Raw genomic sequence first — 14797 nt, 5'->3', positions numbered from 1 at the left:
GTCGCTTTAGACCGGCGGGCGAAAGCCAGCGTATGAGCACGCAGGAGACGGCGGACCTTCCAACGGCGGTGGTCGAAACGACTGGCATCTTTATGGACGGGATTCGAGAGTGCGTCACCTGTCTCGAGACGACGCTCGACGCCTACCCCGACGACTGGGATCGCGTCCGTGACAGCGTCCTCAGGCTGAGCGCCAGAGAGGCCCAGTGTGACCGCACTGGTAGGCGAGTACAGACGCTCGTCGGCCGTCGTCAGTCGCCGAACTTCACTGGCCTCTACCTCCGTGCAGACGATTTCGTCGAGTACGTAGACGACGTCGACCGCATCGCGAACCACGCAGAGCGCTTCGCGAACGAACTGCTCGCCATTCAACCGGACATCCCCGACGTGGTCCACGAGGGCCTCCGTGAGATGGCGGAACTGACCGTCGAGGCGACGGTCGCGCTCGTCAACGCGACGACCCACTACGTCGAATCGCTCTGTAACCCTACTCTTAACCCGACGCTGCCCACTGTCGAAGAAGACATTCGCACGCTCGAAGTCACCTGCGACGAGAAACAGTACGACCTCCTCTCGACCATCTTCGACCCCGGGGCCTCGGTGAACGCGCTCGTCCTCCGGGAACTCCTGTTCGCACTCGACGACGTCACCAATGCTGTCGAAGACGCCCTCGACCAATTGCTCTACATGAGCACCTCGCAGGTCTAGGCGACAGTCTCGCCGTCCTGAAGGTCACGGTGGATGGCTTCGAGCCAGTCGAACAACTGGGCGCTGTTCGTGATTTCCCTTCGCTCGAATCCGACGAGAACGCCAGTCCACTCTCCAACTGGGAGGTGGGCGATGAACTCGTTTCGAAAGCACCGTATCGTGAATTCGAGGGGGCCAAAGTACGCAGAATCTGGATTCGTTGCGGGGTCTGAGAGCGCGGCGAGGAAGAACTCCTTGCGTATCTCGTCGTTTTCCGCCTCGCTGAATCTGGATTTCACGTCGTCTCTGAGATACACCCCGCGGTGGGAGTCGCCGTCGTATGCGACGATTGCAGTCACTGCATCGCCCGCTTTTTCGAGCACTGCTGTCTGCAGTTGCTCGGACGCTGCGATCATGTTACAGAACAGTTCATTCGCTAATTCATCAATATTTCGGCAAACAGGAATCGAGCCGAGATGAGAAACCAACCGGCCGGTTGGTCAGTCGCCCGCCCAGCGTCCGCTGTTTTCGGGCGTGAGTCTGGAACTGTCGGTCGTCGCGCTGAAATCCATGAGTGTTCCGTACAGTTTAGCGAAGTTGTAGCCGTCGGTATCGCAGTCGAAGCTGATGAAGACGCCCGGGTCAGTCGTGTTCGACCCAAGAAATGCCCGGAACTGCTCGAACTCGTCGAAGCCGTGGACGGAGTACTGGTACGTGGCGTGTGAAAGAGCGTTGTACGTATCGCGGGTGATGTAGCCGAAGCGTTCGTTGTCGACGAAGTCGTTCACCTCGATGTTGTCGATGTTCGCCTTCACGTCCTCCCGAATGTAGAGCGCCTCGTACCGTGAGGGGTCGAAGAGCCAGATATCTCGGAGTGCGTCGCCACCGAACGACTCGATGCACTCCACTAATTGCCGTTTGGCATCAGCCATGGTATTCACACACAGCCCCGGTGATAAGAATGTTGCCGTCACTGACTGGTCACACGGACAAAACGTCGGCAAAAGTGATAGCCCCGGGTGGTCCGGAGGCCTCAGTCGTCCTTACTGAGGATGCCGCGCTCGGTCATCTTCCGTGGGTCTAAGACCTCGTCTACCTCTGCTTCGGTGAGATATCCCTTTTCGAGCGTGATCTGCCGGACGGTCTTGCCCTCTTTGAGCGCCGTCTTCGCGACTTCGGAGGCCTTGTCGTAGCCGATTTGCGGGTTGAGCGCCGTGGCGAGCGCCATGCTCTGTTCGACCTGCTCGGCGCAGTGTTCGCGGTCGGCTTCGAGTTTGGCGACGAAGCGCTCTGCGAACACCGCAGCGGAGTTCGCGAGCAGTTCGGTCGACTGGAGGAAGTTGTAGGCGAGAACCGGTTTATAGAGGTTCAAGTCGAGTTGACCCTCCGCGGCCCCGGCGGCGACGGCGGCGTCGTTACCGACGACCTGCTTGTGAACCTGGTTGACCGCTTCCGCGACGACCGGGTTGACCTTTCCGGGCATGATGGAGGAGCCGGGCTGGTTCTCCGGCTGGTCGATTTCGCCGAGGCCGTTTCGCGGGCCGGAGGCGAGCAGCCGCAGGTCGTTCGCGATTTTGTTGGTGGAACCCGCGATGGTGCGAAGTGCGCCGTGGGCCTCACCCATGGCGTCGTGGGCGGCCTGCGCCTCGAAGTGGTTGTCCGCTTCGCGGAAGGCGAGACCGGTCTCTTCTGCGATGTACTCGGCTGCTTTCGGTGGAAACTCTGGGTGTGTGTTGAGCCCCGTGCCGACGGCCGTCCCGCCGAGGGCGAGTTCGGCGAGGTGCGGGCCGATGTCGTCGAGGCGGTCGAGTCCCTTCTCTACCTGTGTGCGGTAGCCGCCGAACTCCTGTCCGAGACGAACCGGCGTGGCGTCCTGGAGGTGGGTACGGCCCGTCTTCACGACGTCGTCGAACTCGTCTTCTTTCGCGGCGAGGGCGTCGCGGAGCTGTTCGAGTGCCGGACGGAGGTCCTTCTCGACTGCCTCGTAGGCGGCGACGTGCATCGCCGTCGGAATCACGTCGTTAGAAGACTGGCCGAAGTTGACGTGGTCGTTCGGGTGGATCTCGCGCGTGCCGATTTCGCCGCCGTAAATCTCGGTGGCGCGATTCGAGATGACCTCGTTTGCGTTCATGTTCGAGGAGGTTCCCGAACCAGTCTGGAACACGTCGACGGGGAACTGGTCGTCTAAGTCGCCCGCGATGACCTCGTCTGCGGCCTCGATGATGGCGTCCGCCTTGTCGTTGGGAATCATGCCGAGGTCCTTGTTCGCCTGTGCGGCGGCCTTTTTTACGATGCCGAGGGCGCGGACGAACCGGCGACCGAACGTAATCCCCGAAATTGGGAAGTTCTGAATCGCGCGCTGGGTCTGGGCACCCCAGTAGGCGTCGGCTGGCACCTGCATCTCTCCGAGGCTGTCCTTCTCGGTCCTGAATTCCTCGCTCATGGACGTGCGTACACGAAGCCTGAGGTAAAACCCACCGATACTGGCCCGAATTGCTCGCACTGCCCCAAAACGGGCAAATTCACTCGTTTCCGAATAAATATGGTTAATTATTAATCAGAGGGTGTTCCTATGTCTGACAATGCACCCCATTGGTGTTATCGTACTATGACAGAAACCCCCTCCCCACAGCAGTCCCGTCGTTCGTATCTCAAAGCAACCGCACTCGCAAGCACGCTCGGGCTCTCTGCGCTCGCCGGGTGTACCGGCGGTGGCGACGAGGGCAATGAGGGCGGCGGAGACGGCGGCAACAAACTCGAAGTGGTTCACTGGTGGACCGCCGGTGGCGAAAAAGCGGCGCTGAACGCCCTCCTCGAAGGATTTGGCGAGGAGTACCCAGATGTCGAAGTCGAGAACAACCCGGCTCCGGGCGGAGCAGGCAGTGCCCTCGACACGGTCGTGAAAAACCGCGTCCTGAACGAGAACCCCCCAAGTACATTCCAGATTTGGCCAGGGAAGGCGCTCGCCCCCTACACCGAGAGCGACACCCTCAACACGCTCACAGAGTCGGTCTGGAGCAGCGAGATGCAGGACAACTACCTCGGGGGCGTCAAAGACGCGGCGAAAGCCAACGGCGAGTTCGTCGCCGTTCCCATCAACATCCACCGCCTGAACAACCTGTTCTACAACGTCGATGTCGTCAAGCAGGCGGGTGTCGACCCCGCGTCCATCTCGGACCCGAAGGCGCTCGTCGATGCCTTCGAAACGGTCGCCTCGGAAACCGACGCGGTTCCGATGGCCCAGCAGACCCAATCGCCGTGGTCCACGCTCCAACTCTGGGAGGCCGTGTTCATCGGTGAGCATGGGACGGACGCCTTCCTCGACCTGCTCTCTGGTAATGTCGCAGCCCACGAGTCGGCGGTCAAATCGTCGCTCACCACCGTCACGGAGTACGAACAGTACTTCAACGACGACGCCGGGTCCATCGCCTGGGATCAGGCGAACGGGAAAATCGTGAACGGCGACGCCGCATTCATCCAGCAGGGCGACTGGGCGGCAGGCCAATACCGCGCTGCTGAGAACTTCGAGTACGACTCCCAGTGGGGACAGGTACCGTTCCCGGGAACCGAGGGTGTCTACACGCTCGTCATGGACTCGTTCGTCTTCCCGAAGAACAATCCGTCACCAGCTGCCACCGAGAAGTTCCTCAAATACTGTGGGTCGGTCGACGCACAGAAGCGGTTCAACCGAGAGAAAGGCTCCATTCCGCCGCGAACCGACGTCCCAACGGACGCCTTCGGGCCGTTCCTCACGAAGCAAATCGAGGACTTCAAGAACTCGGACACGCAGCCGCCGACTATCGCCCACGGCACGGGCGTCACGCCGGAGGTCAAGAGCAGCGTAGAGCAAGCGTTCTCCGGGTTCACCGAACAGTGGGACGTGGCGGCGGCCTACGAGGGCATCAAGAGCGCCTTCGAGTAACGTCTCATGTACTCGTTGCTCAGGCGACTTCGTGACCGCGTTCGGGGCGGAGACGAATCACCCGCCCGAACCGACGGCGGGACCGTCACGGAGACGGGCACGCGCCGCTCGCTCGATAGTGACTTCGTTCGCTCGCTCCCGTTCTGGTTGCCCCCGACGCTGCTGGTCGTGCTGTTCGTCTACGGCGCGGTTGGCTGGAACTTCCTCATTTCGCTCACCGACTGGAGCGGCCTCGGCCAACCCGACTACGCGACCGTCGACTTCGAGATGTACGGCCAGCTGCTCGCAGACCCCACCTTCATCACCGCCGCGCGAAACACGGTCGTCTTGCTCGTCGCGTTCACGGCCGTCTCGCTCGTCCTCGGGCTAATTCTCGCCATCCTCGTCGACCGGGACATCCGGTTCGAGAACACGATTCGGACCGTGTACCTCCTGCCGATGAGCCTCTCGTTCGTCGTGACGGCCATCTTCTGGTCGTGGATGTACAACCCGGAAATCGGGCTGATAAACGTCTTTCTCGACACCGTCGGCCTCGGCTTCCTCAAACAGCAGTGGATTAGCGACCCGCAGTTCAAACTCGCCGCCGTCATCTTCGCGCTGATGTGGCAGTTCAGCGGCTACTGCATGGTCGTCTATCTCGCTGGATTGCGTGCGATTCCATCTGACCAGTACGAGGCCGCGAAAGTAGACGGCGCGAGCACGCTGCGCGTCTATCGGCGGGTCATCATCCCACAACTTCGCGGTTCGACGATGAGCGCCGCCGTCGTCCTCATGGTGTTCGCGCTCAAGGCGTTCGACTTCCTCTACGTCTTGTTCGGCGACACGCCCGGCCCCTCGGTGGATATCCTCTCGGTGATGATGTTCAGACAGGCGTTTTCGTCGACGAACTGGGCCTACGGCTCTGCGGTGGCGACGGTCCTGTTCCTGATGGCCCTCGCGGTCATCGGCCCGTATCTCGCCAAACAGTACCAGCGGGGTGACCTATGAGCACCGAACAGACCGGTCTCACCGCCCGTTTCGAGGGTCTCGACTGGCGACGCGTCTGGCTGTACGCCGTCCTCCTCGGCTTCGCTGGATTCTACCTCGCACCGCTCGAAAGCGGCCTCACGACGGCGTTCAAGACGCAGTCTGCGTTCTTCGAGACGACGCCGTTCGTCCCCGCATTTGGCGATGGCTTCACCGTCTCCGCCTGGATGGATGCGTGGGCCACGCTACAGGGACCGATGGTCAATAGCATGCTGTTCGCGATTCCAGCGACCGTCCTCTCTGCGGTTCTCGGCAGTCTCGCGGCGTATGGGCTGACCCACGTCGATTGGCGCGGACAGGTCGTGGTGTTGCTCCTGTTTGTCGCCGGCGTGTTCATTCCCTACCAGTCCGTGCTCGTCCCGCTCTCGCGGTTCTGGACCATCGTAAACCTGCAATCGCTGCTCGCGGGCGTGCCGTTCCTCGCGGAGCGGGTGGGCCTCATCGAGTTGACGGTGACCCACACGGCCTACGGGATTCCGATTTGTACCGTGCTCTTTCGGGGCTACTACCAGACGCTGAACACGGAGATGCTCGAAGCCGCGCGACTGGACGGCGCGTCGCTGTGGCGGGTTTACCGGAAAATCGTCCTCCCGCTCTCGAAGCCGATGTTCGCCGTGACGCTAATCTATCAGTTCACGAACATCTGGAACGACCTCCTGTTCGCACTGGTGCTCGTCACGTCCCCGTCGAATCAGGTCGTCACGCTTGCGCTGAACGAACTTCAGGGCTCGATGGTGACGCAGTACAACCTACAGATGGCAGGCGCGTTCCTCGCGGCGCTGCCGACGCTGGTCGTCTACGTCCTGTTCGGCGACCAATTCGCACGCGGGGTTGCAGGAGAAACATGAGACGACATTCGATTCAACGGAGGAAAGACCGATGGCAGCACTGACGCTCGAACACGTGAGCAAGTTCTTCGACGACGGCGGCAATCAGGTCGTCGCCGTAGACGACCTCTCCGTCGAAATCGAAGACGGCGAGTTCCTCGTTCTCGTCGGCCCGTCTGGCTGTGGGAAATCGACGACGCTCCGGATGATTGCCGGTCTCGAAACCATCTCCGAGGGTGAACTCAAACTCGACGGGACGCGCATCAACGACCGCCAGCCACAGGACCGAGACATCGCGATGGTGTTCCAGTCCTATGCGCTCTACCCACACATGACCGTCCGGGCGAACATGCGATTTGGCTTAGAAGAGTCGAGCGACCTTTCGTCGGCCGAAATCGACAGCAGAGTCGAGGCCACCGCCGATAAACTCGGCATCGAACCGTTGCTCGGTCGCAAGCCCGCGGAACTGTCTGGGGGCCAGCAACAGCGCGTCGCGCTCGGCCGCGCTATCGTCCGCGACCCGGCCATTTTCCTGATGGACGAACCGCTCTCGAATCTGGACGCAAAACTGCGTTCGCAGATGCGTCTCGAACTTCAGCAGTTACAGGAAGACCTCGGCGTGACGACGGTGTACGTCACCCACGACCAGACCGAGGCCATGACCATGGGCGACCGCATCGCCATCCTCGACGACGGCGAACTCCAGCAGGTGGCGACGCCGCTCGAAGCCTATCACCAGCCGGCCAATCGCTTCGTCGCCGGGTTCATCGGTGACCCGTCGATGAACTTCTTCGAGTGCGCCGTCGAGGGTGACCGGCTCGTCGCAGACAGGCTCGACTATTCACTCACCGGCCAGCGACGGGAGGCCGTGGCGGGCGAAGACAGAGTTACGCTCGGCGTCCGACCTGACGACATCGAACTCGTCGAGACGGCGACCGACCCACACGACTTCGAAGCCGTCGTGGACGTCGTCGAGCCGATGGGCAACGAAAACCACATCTACCTCCGCTTTGCCGACGACGAGTCCGAGACGCAGTTCGTCGTGAGCGAGCGAAGTCTTCGTCCGGCAACCGCGGGTGACCACGTCGTCGTCCACATTCCAGAAGAAGCGATTCATCTGTTCGGCGATTCCGGGGCGGCGCTTCACAATCGGACGCTCGAATCGGCCCCCGAACCCCGTCCCTGACCCCGGTTCCTACTTCTTTACTATTGGTGTGACGTGTACTCGTCGGGCGTGTACGTTTTCAGTTCGAGGGCGTGGATGTCCGTCGTCATATGCTCGCCGAGGGCGTCGTACACCATCTGGTGTTGCTGGACGAGCGTCTTGCCTTCGAAGGCGGGCGAGACGACGAGGGCGGCGAGATGTTCGCCGTCGTTTCGCGGGTCGCTGACGGTGGCTTCTGCATCCTCGATGTTCTCCTCGATGAGCCGCTCGATTGCTGCGAGGTCCATGCCCATACAAGGTTGCCCGAGCCTGAAAACGGTTCAGGTCGGGCGGTCGCGTCTGTCACAGAAAGTATCATATGTGATTACCGATAACTATTGTGGACATGACTGGAACCGAACAGAATGCGCTGGCACTCGATATCAAAACGATAGCTCCGGCGCTCGCTCCCGGGAAACAGCCGCGCTTTCGAAACTCTTCTGATTTTGAGATTTTTGCCGTCAATGCTGCTCTTCGCGACGATAGTGGCGACATCTCGACACGAACCTTCTTTCGCGATGCATCGGGACCGACGAGCGAACTCTCCCTCATCGAGACGGCGATGGAGTGGTGTACGGCACAGAACCCGTCTGTGGTGTACTCCTACAACGGCGAGTCCGTCGGATTCGTCCAGCTGGCACGTAGACCCGAACTGGCCGCCGCGGAGGCTGGCGTCTCGGAGACGGCGACCGAACGAGTCGAGGAATTTCTCCGCACGACGCGGAGCATCGACCTGAAGAAATCGGTCTGGTCACGGTTCGGTCGGGTGCTCAAATTCGACGAGGCGGTCTACGAGGCGACGGGACGGCCCGTTCCGGCGACCCGCTGGCGGGCGTACGACCACGGATTCGACATCGAAGGGGCGCGAGAGACGGCGGGTCTCGACCCCACTTCGCCCGAACTCCAGGCCACAGACATCCCGCTGCTCGGCAACCACTACTTGTCGCGGTGTGACGCCGGTGAAGGGTCGAGCAATGAGTTCGCCGAACTGCAGGCGATGCTCCGAGACTATTGTACCACAACCCTCTCCTGCCAGTTCGAACTCGCCGCGGAGTTCGCTTAACTCGGCTCAGGTCCAGCGGTCGAGGCCGGTCTGGACGACGGATTCTTCGATGCGCTCGAACCCGCGGGCGACTTCGGCTGCCGGAATCTCCCACGTCTTGGTGACGTACTCCTTTGCGGCCTTCAGGTCGGGTGAAATGTCGGTGTTGAACTCGTAGTCGTCGGTTACGTCCGGTTCGAGAAACAGGCCGCGGATGAGGTCCGCGTGTTCGATGTAGGCGTCTCTGGCTTCGAGGACGGCCCAGAGGTCGCCGTGTTCTTTGACCAGCTTCACGGCCGTTTTCGGCCCGATGCCCGAGACGCCCTCGTTGAAGTCAGTGCCCATGAGAATCCCGATGTCGACCAGCTGTTCCCACGTGATGTCGTGTTTCGCAAGCGTGGCTTCCAGGTCCATCAGTTCGGGGTCGCCCTTGCTCGTGAGTTGTCGCAGGGTGTAGGGTGCGCCGAGCAAGAGCGCGTCGTAGTCTTCGCTCCCGACGTAGTCCACGTCGCCGTTGCGGGCCATGTACGCGGCCTGTGCTTCACCTTCTGCGGGTGCTTCGATGATGGGAACGTCGAGGAGCCTGAGCAGGTCCCGAGTCGTCTGGTGGATGGTGTCGGTGAGGCGAATCGTCCGCGCCTCCTGACGGGCGGCCTCGATGGCGTCGCCGCGTTCTCGTGCCTCCTCGGCAGCTTTCTCAGCCTTCTTCTTCTGTTCGCGGCGCTCCTCGATTTCGTCTGCTTTGAAATCGACGACGGCGCCGTCGAACACCATCACCGGCGTGAGGTCGTGTTCGAAGAACTTGGGAAGACCTTGAATCAGGCCGATGAGGTTCGCGACCTCCTCGCCGCCGCTCGTGGTGTAGATTTCGTCGCGGGTCCACTTGACCGTCGTCGTGAGGTAGCGATACAGCCAGTTGTGGGCGTCCACCGCCACGACGGAGCCTCCGAGTTCGTCGAACGACACGTCCTCGATGACGGCGAGCTGGCGGAGGTCTGCGTTTCCCATACTCCTCCATTCGGCGGTGAGCGTTTCAATCTCCCGACCGCCGGTGGGTATTTATCGTCAGAGGCTCAATATGAAGCTGGAGCTTATCGAATGGCTACAGGCAAAGTGACCTTCTTCCACGACCGGAAGGGGTACGGATTTATCGAGACCGACGATTACGACGACGATGTGTTCTTCCACATGGAAGACATCGGCGGCCCCGACTTAGAAGAGGGTCAGGAGCTTGAATTCGACATTGTCGAATCGGACAACGGTCCTCGCGCACAGAACGTAAAGCGACTCTAGCGAAACTGAGTATTTTCCTTATTTCGGCGGCTGAGCGGAGCGTTTGTCTTCGAGAAACGACAGTTCCTCCGCAGAGAGTCCATCACGGCTCCGAAACACGTCGAGACCCGCTTGGTAACGGTCACGAGACCGGTCGCCCGGGTGCGCACAGACGAGTTCTGCGAGCCCCGTCTGTTCCCCGGTGTAGCCAAACCCTGCCTTCCAGACTGCCTCGTAGGCGAAGGGGTTGTTGACGGCGATTTTCACCGTCTCGTACCCTCGCTCGTGAGCCGCGTCGGTGGCAAACGAGACCAGTTCAGCCCCGATGCCCTCGCCGCGACGTGCTTTCTTCACCGTCACGTAGCGCAACCAGAGGGTCGTCTCGTCGGTTCGGTCCTCGTTGAACGCGATGGCGGCCACGAGTTCCTCGCCGTCTCGGGCCACCGCCTTCCCGGTACTGGACATGACGAACTTACCGGCGTAGGAAAACGCGCGATAGTCGAGTCTGAGCGTCGGCCCGTCGGGCGGCCAGCCGAGTACCGCGTACTCCATACGACCGATACGGAACGCCCGCGAGAAGTAGCCTCCGACTAGCAGTTCGGCCCCGGCTCAACGTCGTCGGTCCAGTCGGGGACGCCAATGGTGGTCGAATTGATGTCCCTGAGCGTGCGCGTCTCGCCCCACGTGACGGTTTCGCCGTCGCGGGTGAGCGTCACGTCGGTGTGCGAGTAGCGCACGAGGCCGTCCGTAGAGATTACGAGGACGGCTCGGTAGGATTCGACGGTGGTCGCAGCGCCGGTCGAGAGCGTCCCCTGCGGATCTGCGGTGGCGTACACCGTCGCGTTCACGCCGTCGTAGCGAATCCGCTCGACTTTCGCGAAGTCGAGTTCGGAGACGAGGTAGGTGAGGCGGTGGGCGTCTGCGACGGCGGCCACGTCCACCGGTACGCGCAGTGAGTCGTTCTCGTACGGTTCACACGTCTTCCCCGTCAGGTAGTTGGTCGGCTTCTCGGGGTACACCGTCGTCGCGTTATAGGCGGTCCACGCGTCGGTGGTCACTCGCCGGTCAAAGTGGCGCGTCGTGCTCCCGGCACTCCGGATGTGGTCGGCCCAGTGGAGGTGGGAGATGTCGCGGCTCTCGTCCACTTCGATGGTCTCCTCGGCCCGGAACTCGCGGTCTTCGCCCTCGTTCGCAGACCAGTGGCGGGCGAAACTCGTGACGCTCTCTAAGCCAGCGAGCCCGGTCACGTGGGCGGCAACGAGGCGACCCGCGTCGAGCGATACTGCCTCCCCGGCCTCGATTTCGGCGTCAGAGTAGGATGGACCCTCGAATTTGTCGAGCGGTTCGGGCGTGGGAGTCGGCGTCGGCGTTGGCGTCGGGGTTACCGTCGGCGTTGCCGTCGCCGTCGGTTCTGTGGTTTGTTGACCGCCCGAACTCCCACCCGATGTTGGCGACGCACTGCTCCCGCCCGAGGGGGCCGGCTGTGCCGACGGTTGTGTGGTCATCGCTGTCTGCGTCGGTGTCGCTGTCGTCGTTGGCGGCGGCGTCACCGCGGGAGTCGCGGTGGGTGCGGGTGTTTGCGTCGCAGTCTGTGTTGTCGTTGCCGGCGGAGCGGTCGTGGTGCCCGTCTCGGTCTTCGTGACGGCCGTCGTCGAATCGGCCGTCTTCGCCGTCGCGTTCGCAGTGACGATTTCGGTCTGTGTGGCGGTCTCTGATTCCGCAGGAAGTTGTTGATTCGTCTGGTTCGTCGCCCCACACCCGGCGAGAGAAACGAGTAATGCAAGCAAAATGGGAAGCGCCCGTTGCATACTCCGACATTTTCCGAGATTATCTTAATACTTGTCATGCTTTGAGTAACAGACTGACCGGCGATGAACGTAAATCACTCCTGTGTGAATAAATTCAGTATGCACGGTGGACGTGATGTCACGCTCTTCGACCGATTCGCTCCGCTCTACGAACGGGCCATGCCCGCTGCCGACCGCGACGTGCTCGAAGCGGGACTCGCGTATGCGACCCGCCCAGTCACGCGTCTGCTCGACGTTGGCGGGGGCACGGGACGGGCCTCGCGGGCGCTCTCGGTCCCAGAACCCGTCGTCGTCGATGCGGCAGGCGGAATGCTTCGTGAGGCGACCACGCGCGGACTCGCCGCCGTCCAGGGCGACGCGACCCGGTTGCCGGTGCAGACGGCGAGCGTGGACGCGGTGGTCATCGTGGATGCGCTCCACCACATGCCTCGGCATCGCGCTGTAATCGCGGAGGCGGCCCGCGTCCTGCGACCCGGCGGCGTCCTCGTGGTTCGTGAATTTGACCCCGAAACGCTCCGCGGGCGGGCGCTCGTCGCCGTGGAGCGGTTGGTGGGATTCGATTCGACGTTCGACACGCCTCACGAACTCGCCGGATTGATGAAGGCTGCGGGCCTTGAACCCGCGGTTCCCGACACCGGCTTTGGCTTCACCGTCGTCGGGCGGATGACTGAAAGCGAGACGCACATAGTCTCCGAGTCCTGAGTACTTCGTATGAGTGACACCGCCTCCGCCCGTGTCGCTGCGACGCCTCGAACCGCCCTGCTCGCGCTCGGTGACCTCGCCCTCATCGCCCTGTTCGTCTTCCTCGGCCAACAGGAACACGGCACCGAGGGCCTGCTCATGGTCGCCGCGCCGTTCCTCATCGGCTGGCTCCTCGTCGCTCCGCTCGTCGGCCTCTACGACGGCCGCCAGTACGACCTGAAGACAACCGTCGGCCTCACGGCCGGGGCTTGGGTCGGCGCGGCGCTGATTGGGCAGGCGCTCCGTGCGACAGAATTCTTCCCCGGTGGCTTGGCCATCGCCTTCGTCATCGTCTCGATTGTGGTCGGTCTCGTGCTGCTCGTCCCCTTCCGGGCGCTCGTGGCCTACGCGACTTGAGCGCGCTGGGCACGCCGGGAGAGGACGAATCCGATGAGCGACCCCGTCGCGCCGAAGCAGGCGAGGACGGTAAAGAGCACCATCGGTGAGAAGTACGTGAGTAAGGTTCCTGCGATGACGCCGCCGGCCGCCCCCACGCCGAAGACGAAGAAGTACGTGTAGCCGTAGGAGAGCCCACGAGCCGCGGCAGGCGTGTATTCGGCGATGCTCGCCTGGTAGATTGGTTGCACCATGAACAGCGTAAAGCCGAGTGCGACGCCCACCAGCAAGAACGGAATGACGCCAATTGCTGCGGCCGGGACGATGACGAGCGCGATGACCGAAAGCGTGCCGAACCCGGCCATGATGCCGTACTCGACGGGGACGCGGTCGGTGAGTTTGCCACCAGCATACTGCCCCATCACCCCAACCATCAGGAGGCCGGAGTAGACGTACCGGCTCAGTTCGTCACGAGCGATGTCAAAGGAAAAGCCGGCCAGTTGTACGGTCGTGCCGTCGAAGCCGAGGAACTCGGTGATGAGTGCGGGTAGGAAAGTGAGTGCGCCGCGGTAGTAGAGCCCCGACATCATGGCGACGGTGAGCACGAGGGCGAATCCACCGACGAAGAGCGCCCGCGATTCGCTAACGAATTCAGAAACCGAAGAGATGGGTTCGCTGTCCGTCTCCTCACCGCCGTCAGCAGTGACTGCGGCCTGTTCGTCGACCTTGACACGCCCGGCGTAGAGCGCGGCGAGGCCCGCCGGAATCGCGAGCAGACCGACGACGATGCGCCAGTCGTAGGCCAGCAAGAGCAGCGAGGTGACGAGCGGGCCGAGCGCGATGCCGAGATTCCCGGCGACGCCGTGGTAGGCGAAGGCGCTGCCGCGTTCAGTGACCCCGCGGCTGATGAGCGCGAGGCCAGAGGGGTGGTACACGCTCGCGGCGACGCCCCACAGCAGGAGCGCGGCGGCGACGACGAGCAGATTCGGTGCGAGGCCGAGCAGCAGGAACGAGCCGCCCATGCCGAGCAGGCACGCGGTGATGAGCGGGCCGGAGCCAAACCGGTCTACCAGCACGCCGCTCGGGAGCGCCCCGATGCCAAACAGCGCGAACCCGGCGGAGACGACGAGGCTAATGGTGGCCTCGTTTACGCCGAACTCGGCCATCCAGATGAGTAATAGGATGGGGATAGAGAGTTCGTAGGTGTGGACCATCGCGTGGGCGACCATCACGAGCCCCACGATGGATTTGTCGTTACGGTTCACTGGCCAGGAAGTCGCCTGCCAGGGGTGAAAAACCGTCGGTACCGGCAGATGATAGGTCGTGCCGGGGCGCGCCGGCACGTCCCGTCGTATTGTGCGAGTTGACAGTAACAGCATCCACGTGACGTGAATTGGATGAACTCGCGCATTGTGGTACGGTTACACACAGCATGAACGTTGAGATGGAGTTAAGTTTCGCCTTCAAGTTGTTGATACATACAAAATCAGACATATATGCGCACCGGACGATTCCCGGGAGATTTCGTGTAGTACGCCCCTGGGATTCGGTTTTTCGCCAATCTGCCATTTCTATAAGTTATGAGGATAATTTGAATATCGTATTTCGAATTTATGTAGTACCTTTTCCTTATGATATCTGCCACCTATGGGAAACACTTATACATCTAATTCCCCTTGTTAGTAACAGATTATGACTGGTTATTACGACATCATTCTGGGACTCATCCCCCTCTCCCTCGGAGGCATCACCGGCTTGCTCATGCTCGCAGGCCTCGAACTGACTACCGCCGTGCCAATTGCGGCACTCGTCTCCGTCGGGCTCATCGTCCACGGCCTGTTCGTAAACGGCCCCGTCGATGCGACCACGCCACCGGCCCCGAACACGGCCAACGAACGACCACCGAAAATCGGCTCTGCAGACTAACACCAGT

The 14797-nt window shown here is 61.8% G+C and carries 18 protein-coding genes; 10 read left to right on the top strand and 8 right to left on the bottom strand.

What is annotated here, in order from left to right; all coding sequences use genetic code 11:
- Positions 1–32 precede the first annotated feature (32 nt).
- Positions 33–707, top strand: coding sequence for a DUF47 domain-containing protein (locus P1M51_RS07110; protein WP_276247489.1), 675 nt, complete (start codon positions 33–35; stop codon positions 705–707).
- Here the strand turns inward: P1M51_RS07110 and P1M51_RS07105 are convergent.
- The 3 genes from P1M51_RS07105 to P1M51_RS07095 all read right to left on the bottom strand — a co-directional run bounded on the left by P1M51_RS07105 (position 704) and on the right by P1M51_RS07095 (position 3129).
- Positions 704–1102, bottom strand: coding sequence for a hypothetical protein (locus P1M51_RS07105; RefSeq protein ID WP_276247488.1), 399 nt, complete (start codon positions 1100–1102; stop codon positions 704–706). The genes P1M51_RS07110 and P1M51_RS07105 overlap by 4 nt on opposite strands.
- 84 nt (positions 1103–1186) lie before the next feature.
- Positions 1187–1618, bottom strand: coding sequence for a hypothetical protein (locus P1M51_RS07100; protein ID WP_276247487.1), 432 nt, complete (start codon positions 1616–1618; stop codon positions 1187–1189).
- 101 nt (positions 1619–1719) lie between these two features.
- Positions 1720–3129, bottom strand: a complete 1410-nt coding sequence (locus P1M51_RS07095) for an aspartate ammonia-lyase (protein WP_276274931.1) — start codon at positions 3127–3129, stop codon at positions 1720–1722.
- Positions 3130–3294: 165 nt separating this feature from the next.
- Here P1M51_RS07095 and P1M51_RS07090 point away from each other — a divergent pair, with 165 nt between their 5' ends.
- From P1M51_RS07090 to P1M51_RS07075, 4 genes are read left to right on the top strand one after another with little or no spacing between them, the layout of a single operon-like run.
- Positions 3295–4608, top strand: a complete 1314-nt coding sequence (locus P1M51_RS07090; RefSeq protein ID WP_276274930.1) for an ABC transporter substrate-binding protein — start codon at positions 3295–3297, stop codon at positions 4606–4608.
- Between the two features lie 6 nt (positions 4609–4614).
- On the top strand, positions 4615–5595 hold the full coding sequence (locus P1M51_RS07085) for a carbohydrate ABC transporter permease (protein ID WP_276247484.1): 981 nt from the start codon (positions 4615–4617) through the stop codon (positions 5593–5595).
- Positions 5592–6482 carry a carbohydrate ABC transporter permease gene (locus P1M51_RS07080; RefSeq protein WP_276247483.1) on the top strand — a complete coding sequence of 297 codons (891 nt, stop codon included), beginning with the start codon at positions 5592–5594 and terminating at the stop codon, positions 6480–6482. Before P1M51_RS07085 ends, P1M51_RS07080 begins: the two co-directional genes overlap by 4 nt.
- Positions 6483–6513: 31 nt before the next feature.
- Positions 6514–7647 (top strand): ABC transporter ATP-binding protein, encoded by a 1134-nt coding sequence (locus P1M51_RS07075; protein ID WP_276247482.1) that lies wholly within the window; start codon positions 6514–6516, stop codon positions 7645–7647.
- 20 nt (positions 7648–7667) lie between these two features.
- On the opposite strand, the gene P1M51_RS07070 is transcribed toward P1M51_RS07075, so the two are convergent.
- Entirely contained in the window at positions 7668–7913 is a 246-nt protein-coding gene (locus tag P1M51_RS07070) for a BolA family protein (RefSeq protein WP_276247481.1), read from the bottom strand.
- A gap of 98 nt (positions 7914–8011) precedes the next feature.
- On the opposite strand from P1M51_RS07070, the gene P1M51_RS07065 reads away from it, so the two are divergent.
- On the top strand, positions 8012–8728 hold the full coding sequence (locus P1M51_RS07065) for a hypothetical protein (protein ID WP_276247480.1): 717 nt from the start codon (positions 8012–8014) through the stop codon (positions 8726–8728).
- Between the two features lie 6 nt (positions 8729–8734).
- Here P1M51_RS07065 and fen read toward each other — a convergent pair whose 3' ends face one another.
- The gene (gene fen, locus P1M51_RS07060) at positions 8735–9715 is read right to left on the bottom strand and encodes a flap endonuclease-1 (RefSeq protein ID WP_276247479.1); all 981 of its coding nucleotides are present in this window, start codon (positions 9713–9715) and stop codon (positions 8735–8737) included.
- 90 nt (positions 9716–9805) lie between these two features.
- Between fen and P1M51_RS07055 the strand changes: the two genes are divergently transcribed.
- Positions 9806–10000, top strand: coding sequence for a cold-shock protein (locus P1M51_RS07055; protein WP_276247478.1), 195 nt, complete (start codon positions 9806–9808; stop codon positions 9998–10000).
- A gap of 18 nt (positions 10001–10018) precedes the next feature.
- On the opposite strand, the gene P1M51_RS07050 is transcribed toward P1M51_RS07055, so the two are convergent.
- Together P1M51_RS07050 and P1M51_RS07045 are read right to left on the bottom strand one after the other, a co-directional pair.
- A complete protein-coding gene (locus P1M51_RS07050; RefSeq protein ID WP_276247477.1) occupies positions 10019–10531 on the bottom strand; it encodes a GNAT family N-acetyltransferase in 513 nt (170 codons plus the stop codon).
- A 38-nt stretch (positions 10532–10569) separates the two neighbouring features.
- On the bottom strand, positions 10570–11787 hold the full coding sequence (locus P1M51_RS07045; protein WP_276247476.1) for a hypothetical protein: 1218 nt from the start codon (positions 11785–11787) through the stop codon (positions 10570–10572).
- Between the two features lie 99 nt (positions 11788–11886).
- Here P1M51_RS07045 and P1M51_RS07040 point away from each other — a divergent pair, with 99 nt between their 5' ends.
- Together P1M51_RS07040 and P1M51_RS07035 are read left to right on the top strand one after the other, a co-directional pair.
- Positions 11887–12489, top strand: a complete 603-nt coding sequence (locus P1M51_RS07040; RefSeq protein WP_276247475.1) for a class I SAM-dependent methyltransferase — start codon at positions 11887–11889, stop codon at positions 12487–12489.
- 9 nt (positions 12490–12498) lie between these two features.
- The gene (locus P1M51_RS07035; protein WP_276247474.1) at positions 12499–12885 is read left to right on the top strand and encodes a DUF3054 domain-containing protein; all 387 of its coding nucleotides are present in this window, start codon (positions 12499–12501) and stop codon (positions 12883–12885) included.
- On the opposite strand, the gene P1M51_RS07030 is transcribed toward P1M51_RS07035, so the two are convergent.
- A complete protein-coding gene (locus tag P1M51_RS07030; RefSeq protein ID WP_276247473.1) occupies positions 12873–14129 on the bottom strand; it encodes an MFS transporter in 1257 nt (418 codons plus the stop codon). The two genes, P1M51_RS07035 and P1M51_RS07030, sit on opposite strands and share 13 nt — an antisense overlap.
- A 427-nt stretch (positions 14130–14556) precedes the next feature.
- Here P1M51_RS07030 and P1M51_RS07025 point away from each other — a divergent pair, with 427 nt between their 5' ends.
- A complete protein-coding gene (locus P1M51_RS07025) occupies positions 14557–14790 on the top strand; it encodes a hypothetical protein (protein WP_276247472.1) in 234 nt (77 codons plus the stop codon).
- Positions 14791–14797: the final 7 nt, after the last annotated feature.

Source organism: Haladaptatus sp. QDMS2 (genome assembly GCF_029338295.1).
GTDB lineage: Archaea > Halobacteriota > Halobacteria > Halobacteriales > Halococcaceae > QDMS2.
Note: the sequence above shows the minus strand (reverse complement) of the source record. Positions and strands in the feature narration are given on the sequence as shown.

Bases quoted from the DNA above. Each gene is read 5' to 3' on its own strand.
- P1M51_RS07080 (WP_276247483.1), top strand. From the start codon at position 5,592: ATGAGCACCGAACAGACCGGTCTCACCGCCCGTTTCGAGGGTCTCGAC.
- P1M51_RS07100 (WP_276247487.1), bottom strand. From the start codon at position 1,618: ATGGCTGATGCCAAACGGCAATTAGTGGAGTGCATCGAGTCGTTCGGT.
- fen (WP_276247479.1), bottom strand. From the start codon at position 9,715: ATGGGAAACGCAGACCTCCGCCAGCTCGCCGTCATCGAGGACGTGTCG.
- P1M51_RS07025 (WP_276247472.1), top strand. From the start codon at position 14,557: ATGACTGGTTATTACGACATCATTCTGGGACTCATCCCCCTCTCCCTC.
- P1M51_RS07065 (WP_276247480.1), top strand. From the start codon at position 8,012: ATGACTGGAACCGAACAGAATGCGCTGGCACTCGATATCAAAACGATA.
- P1M51_RS07040 (WP_276247475.1), top strand. From the start codon at position 11,887: ATGCACGGTGGACGTGATGTCACGCTCTTCGACCGATTCGCTCCGCTC.
- P1M51_RS07105 (WP_276247488.1), bottom strand. From the start codon at position 1,102: ATGATCGCAGCGTCCGAGCAACTGCAGACAGCAGTGCTCGAAAAAGCG.
- P1M51_RS07035 (WP_276247474.1), top strand. From the start codon at position 12,499: ATGAGTGACACCGCCTCCGCCCGTGTCGCTGCGACGCCTCGAACCGCC.
- P1M51_RS07110 (WP_276247489.1), top strand. From the start codon at position 33: ATGAGCACGCAGGAGACGGCGGACCTTCCAACGGCGGTGGTCGAAACG.
- P1M51_RS07050 (WP_276247477.1), bottom strand. From the start codon at position 10,531: ATGGAGTACGCGGTACTCGGCTGGCCGCCCGACGGGCCGACGCTCAGA.
- P1M51_RS07070 (WP_276247481.1), bottom strand. From the start codon at position 7,913: ATGGACCTCGCAGCAATCGAGCGGCTCATCGAGGAGAACATCGAGGAT.
- P1M51_RS07085 (WP_276247484.1), top strand. From the start codon at position 4,615: ATGTACTCGTTGCTCAGGCGACTTCGTGACCGCGTTCGGGGCGGAGAC.
- P1M51_RS07095 (WP_276274931.1), bottom strand. From the start codon at position 3,129: ATGAGCGAGGAATTCAGGACCGAGAAGGACAGCCTCGGAGAGATGCAG.
- P1M51_RS07045 (WP_276247476.1), bottom strand. From the start codon at position 11,787: ATGCAACGGGCGCTTCCCATTTTGCTTGCATTACTCGTTTCTCTCGCC.
- P1M51_RS07090 (WP_276274930.1), top strand. From the start codon at position 3,295: ATGACAGAAACCCCCTCCCCACAGCAGTCCCGTCGTTCGTATCTCAAA.
- P1M51_RS07075 (WP_276247482.1), top strand. From the start codon at position 6,514: ATGGCAGCACTGACGCTCGAACACGTGAGCAAGTTCTTCGACGACGGC.
- P1M51_RS07055 (WP_276247478.1), top strand. From the start codon at position 9,806: ATGGCTACAGGCAAAGTGACCTTCTTCCACGACCGGAAGGGGTACGGA.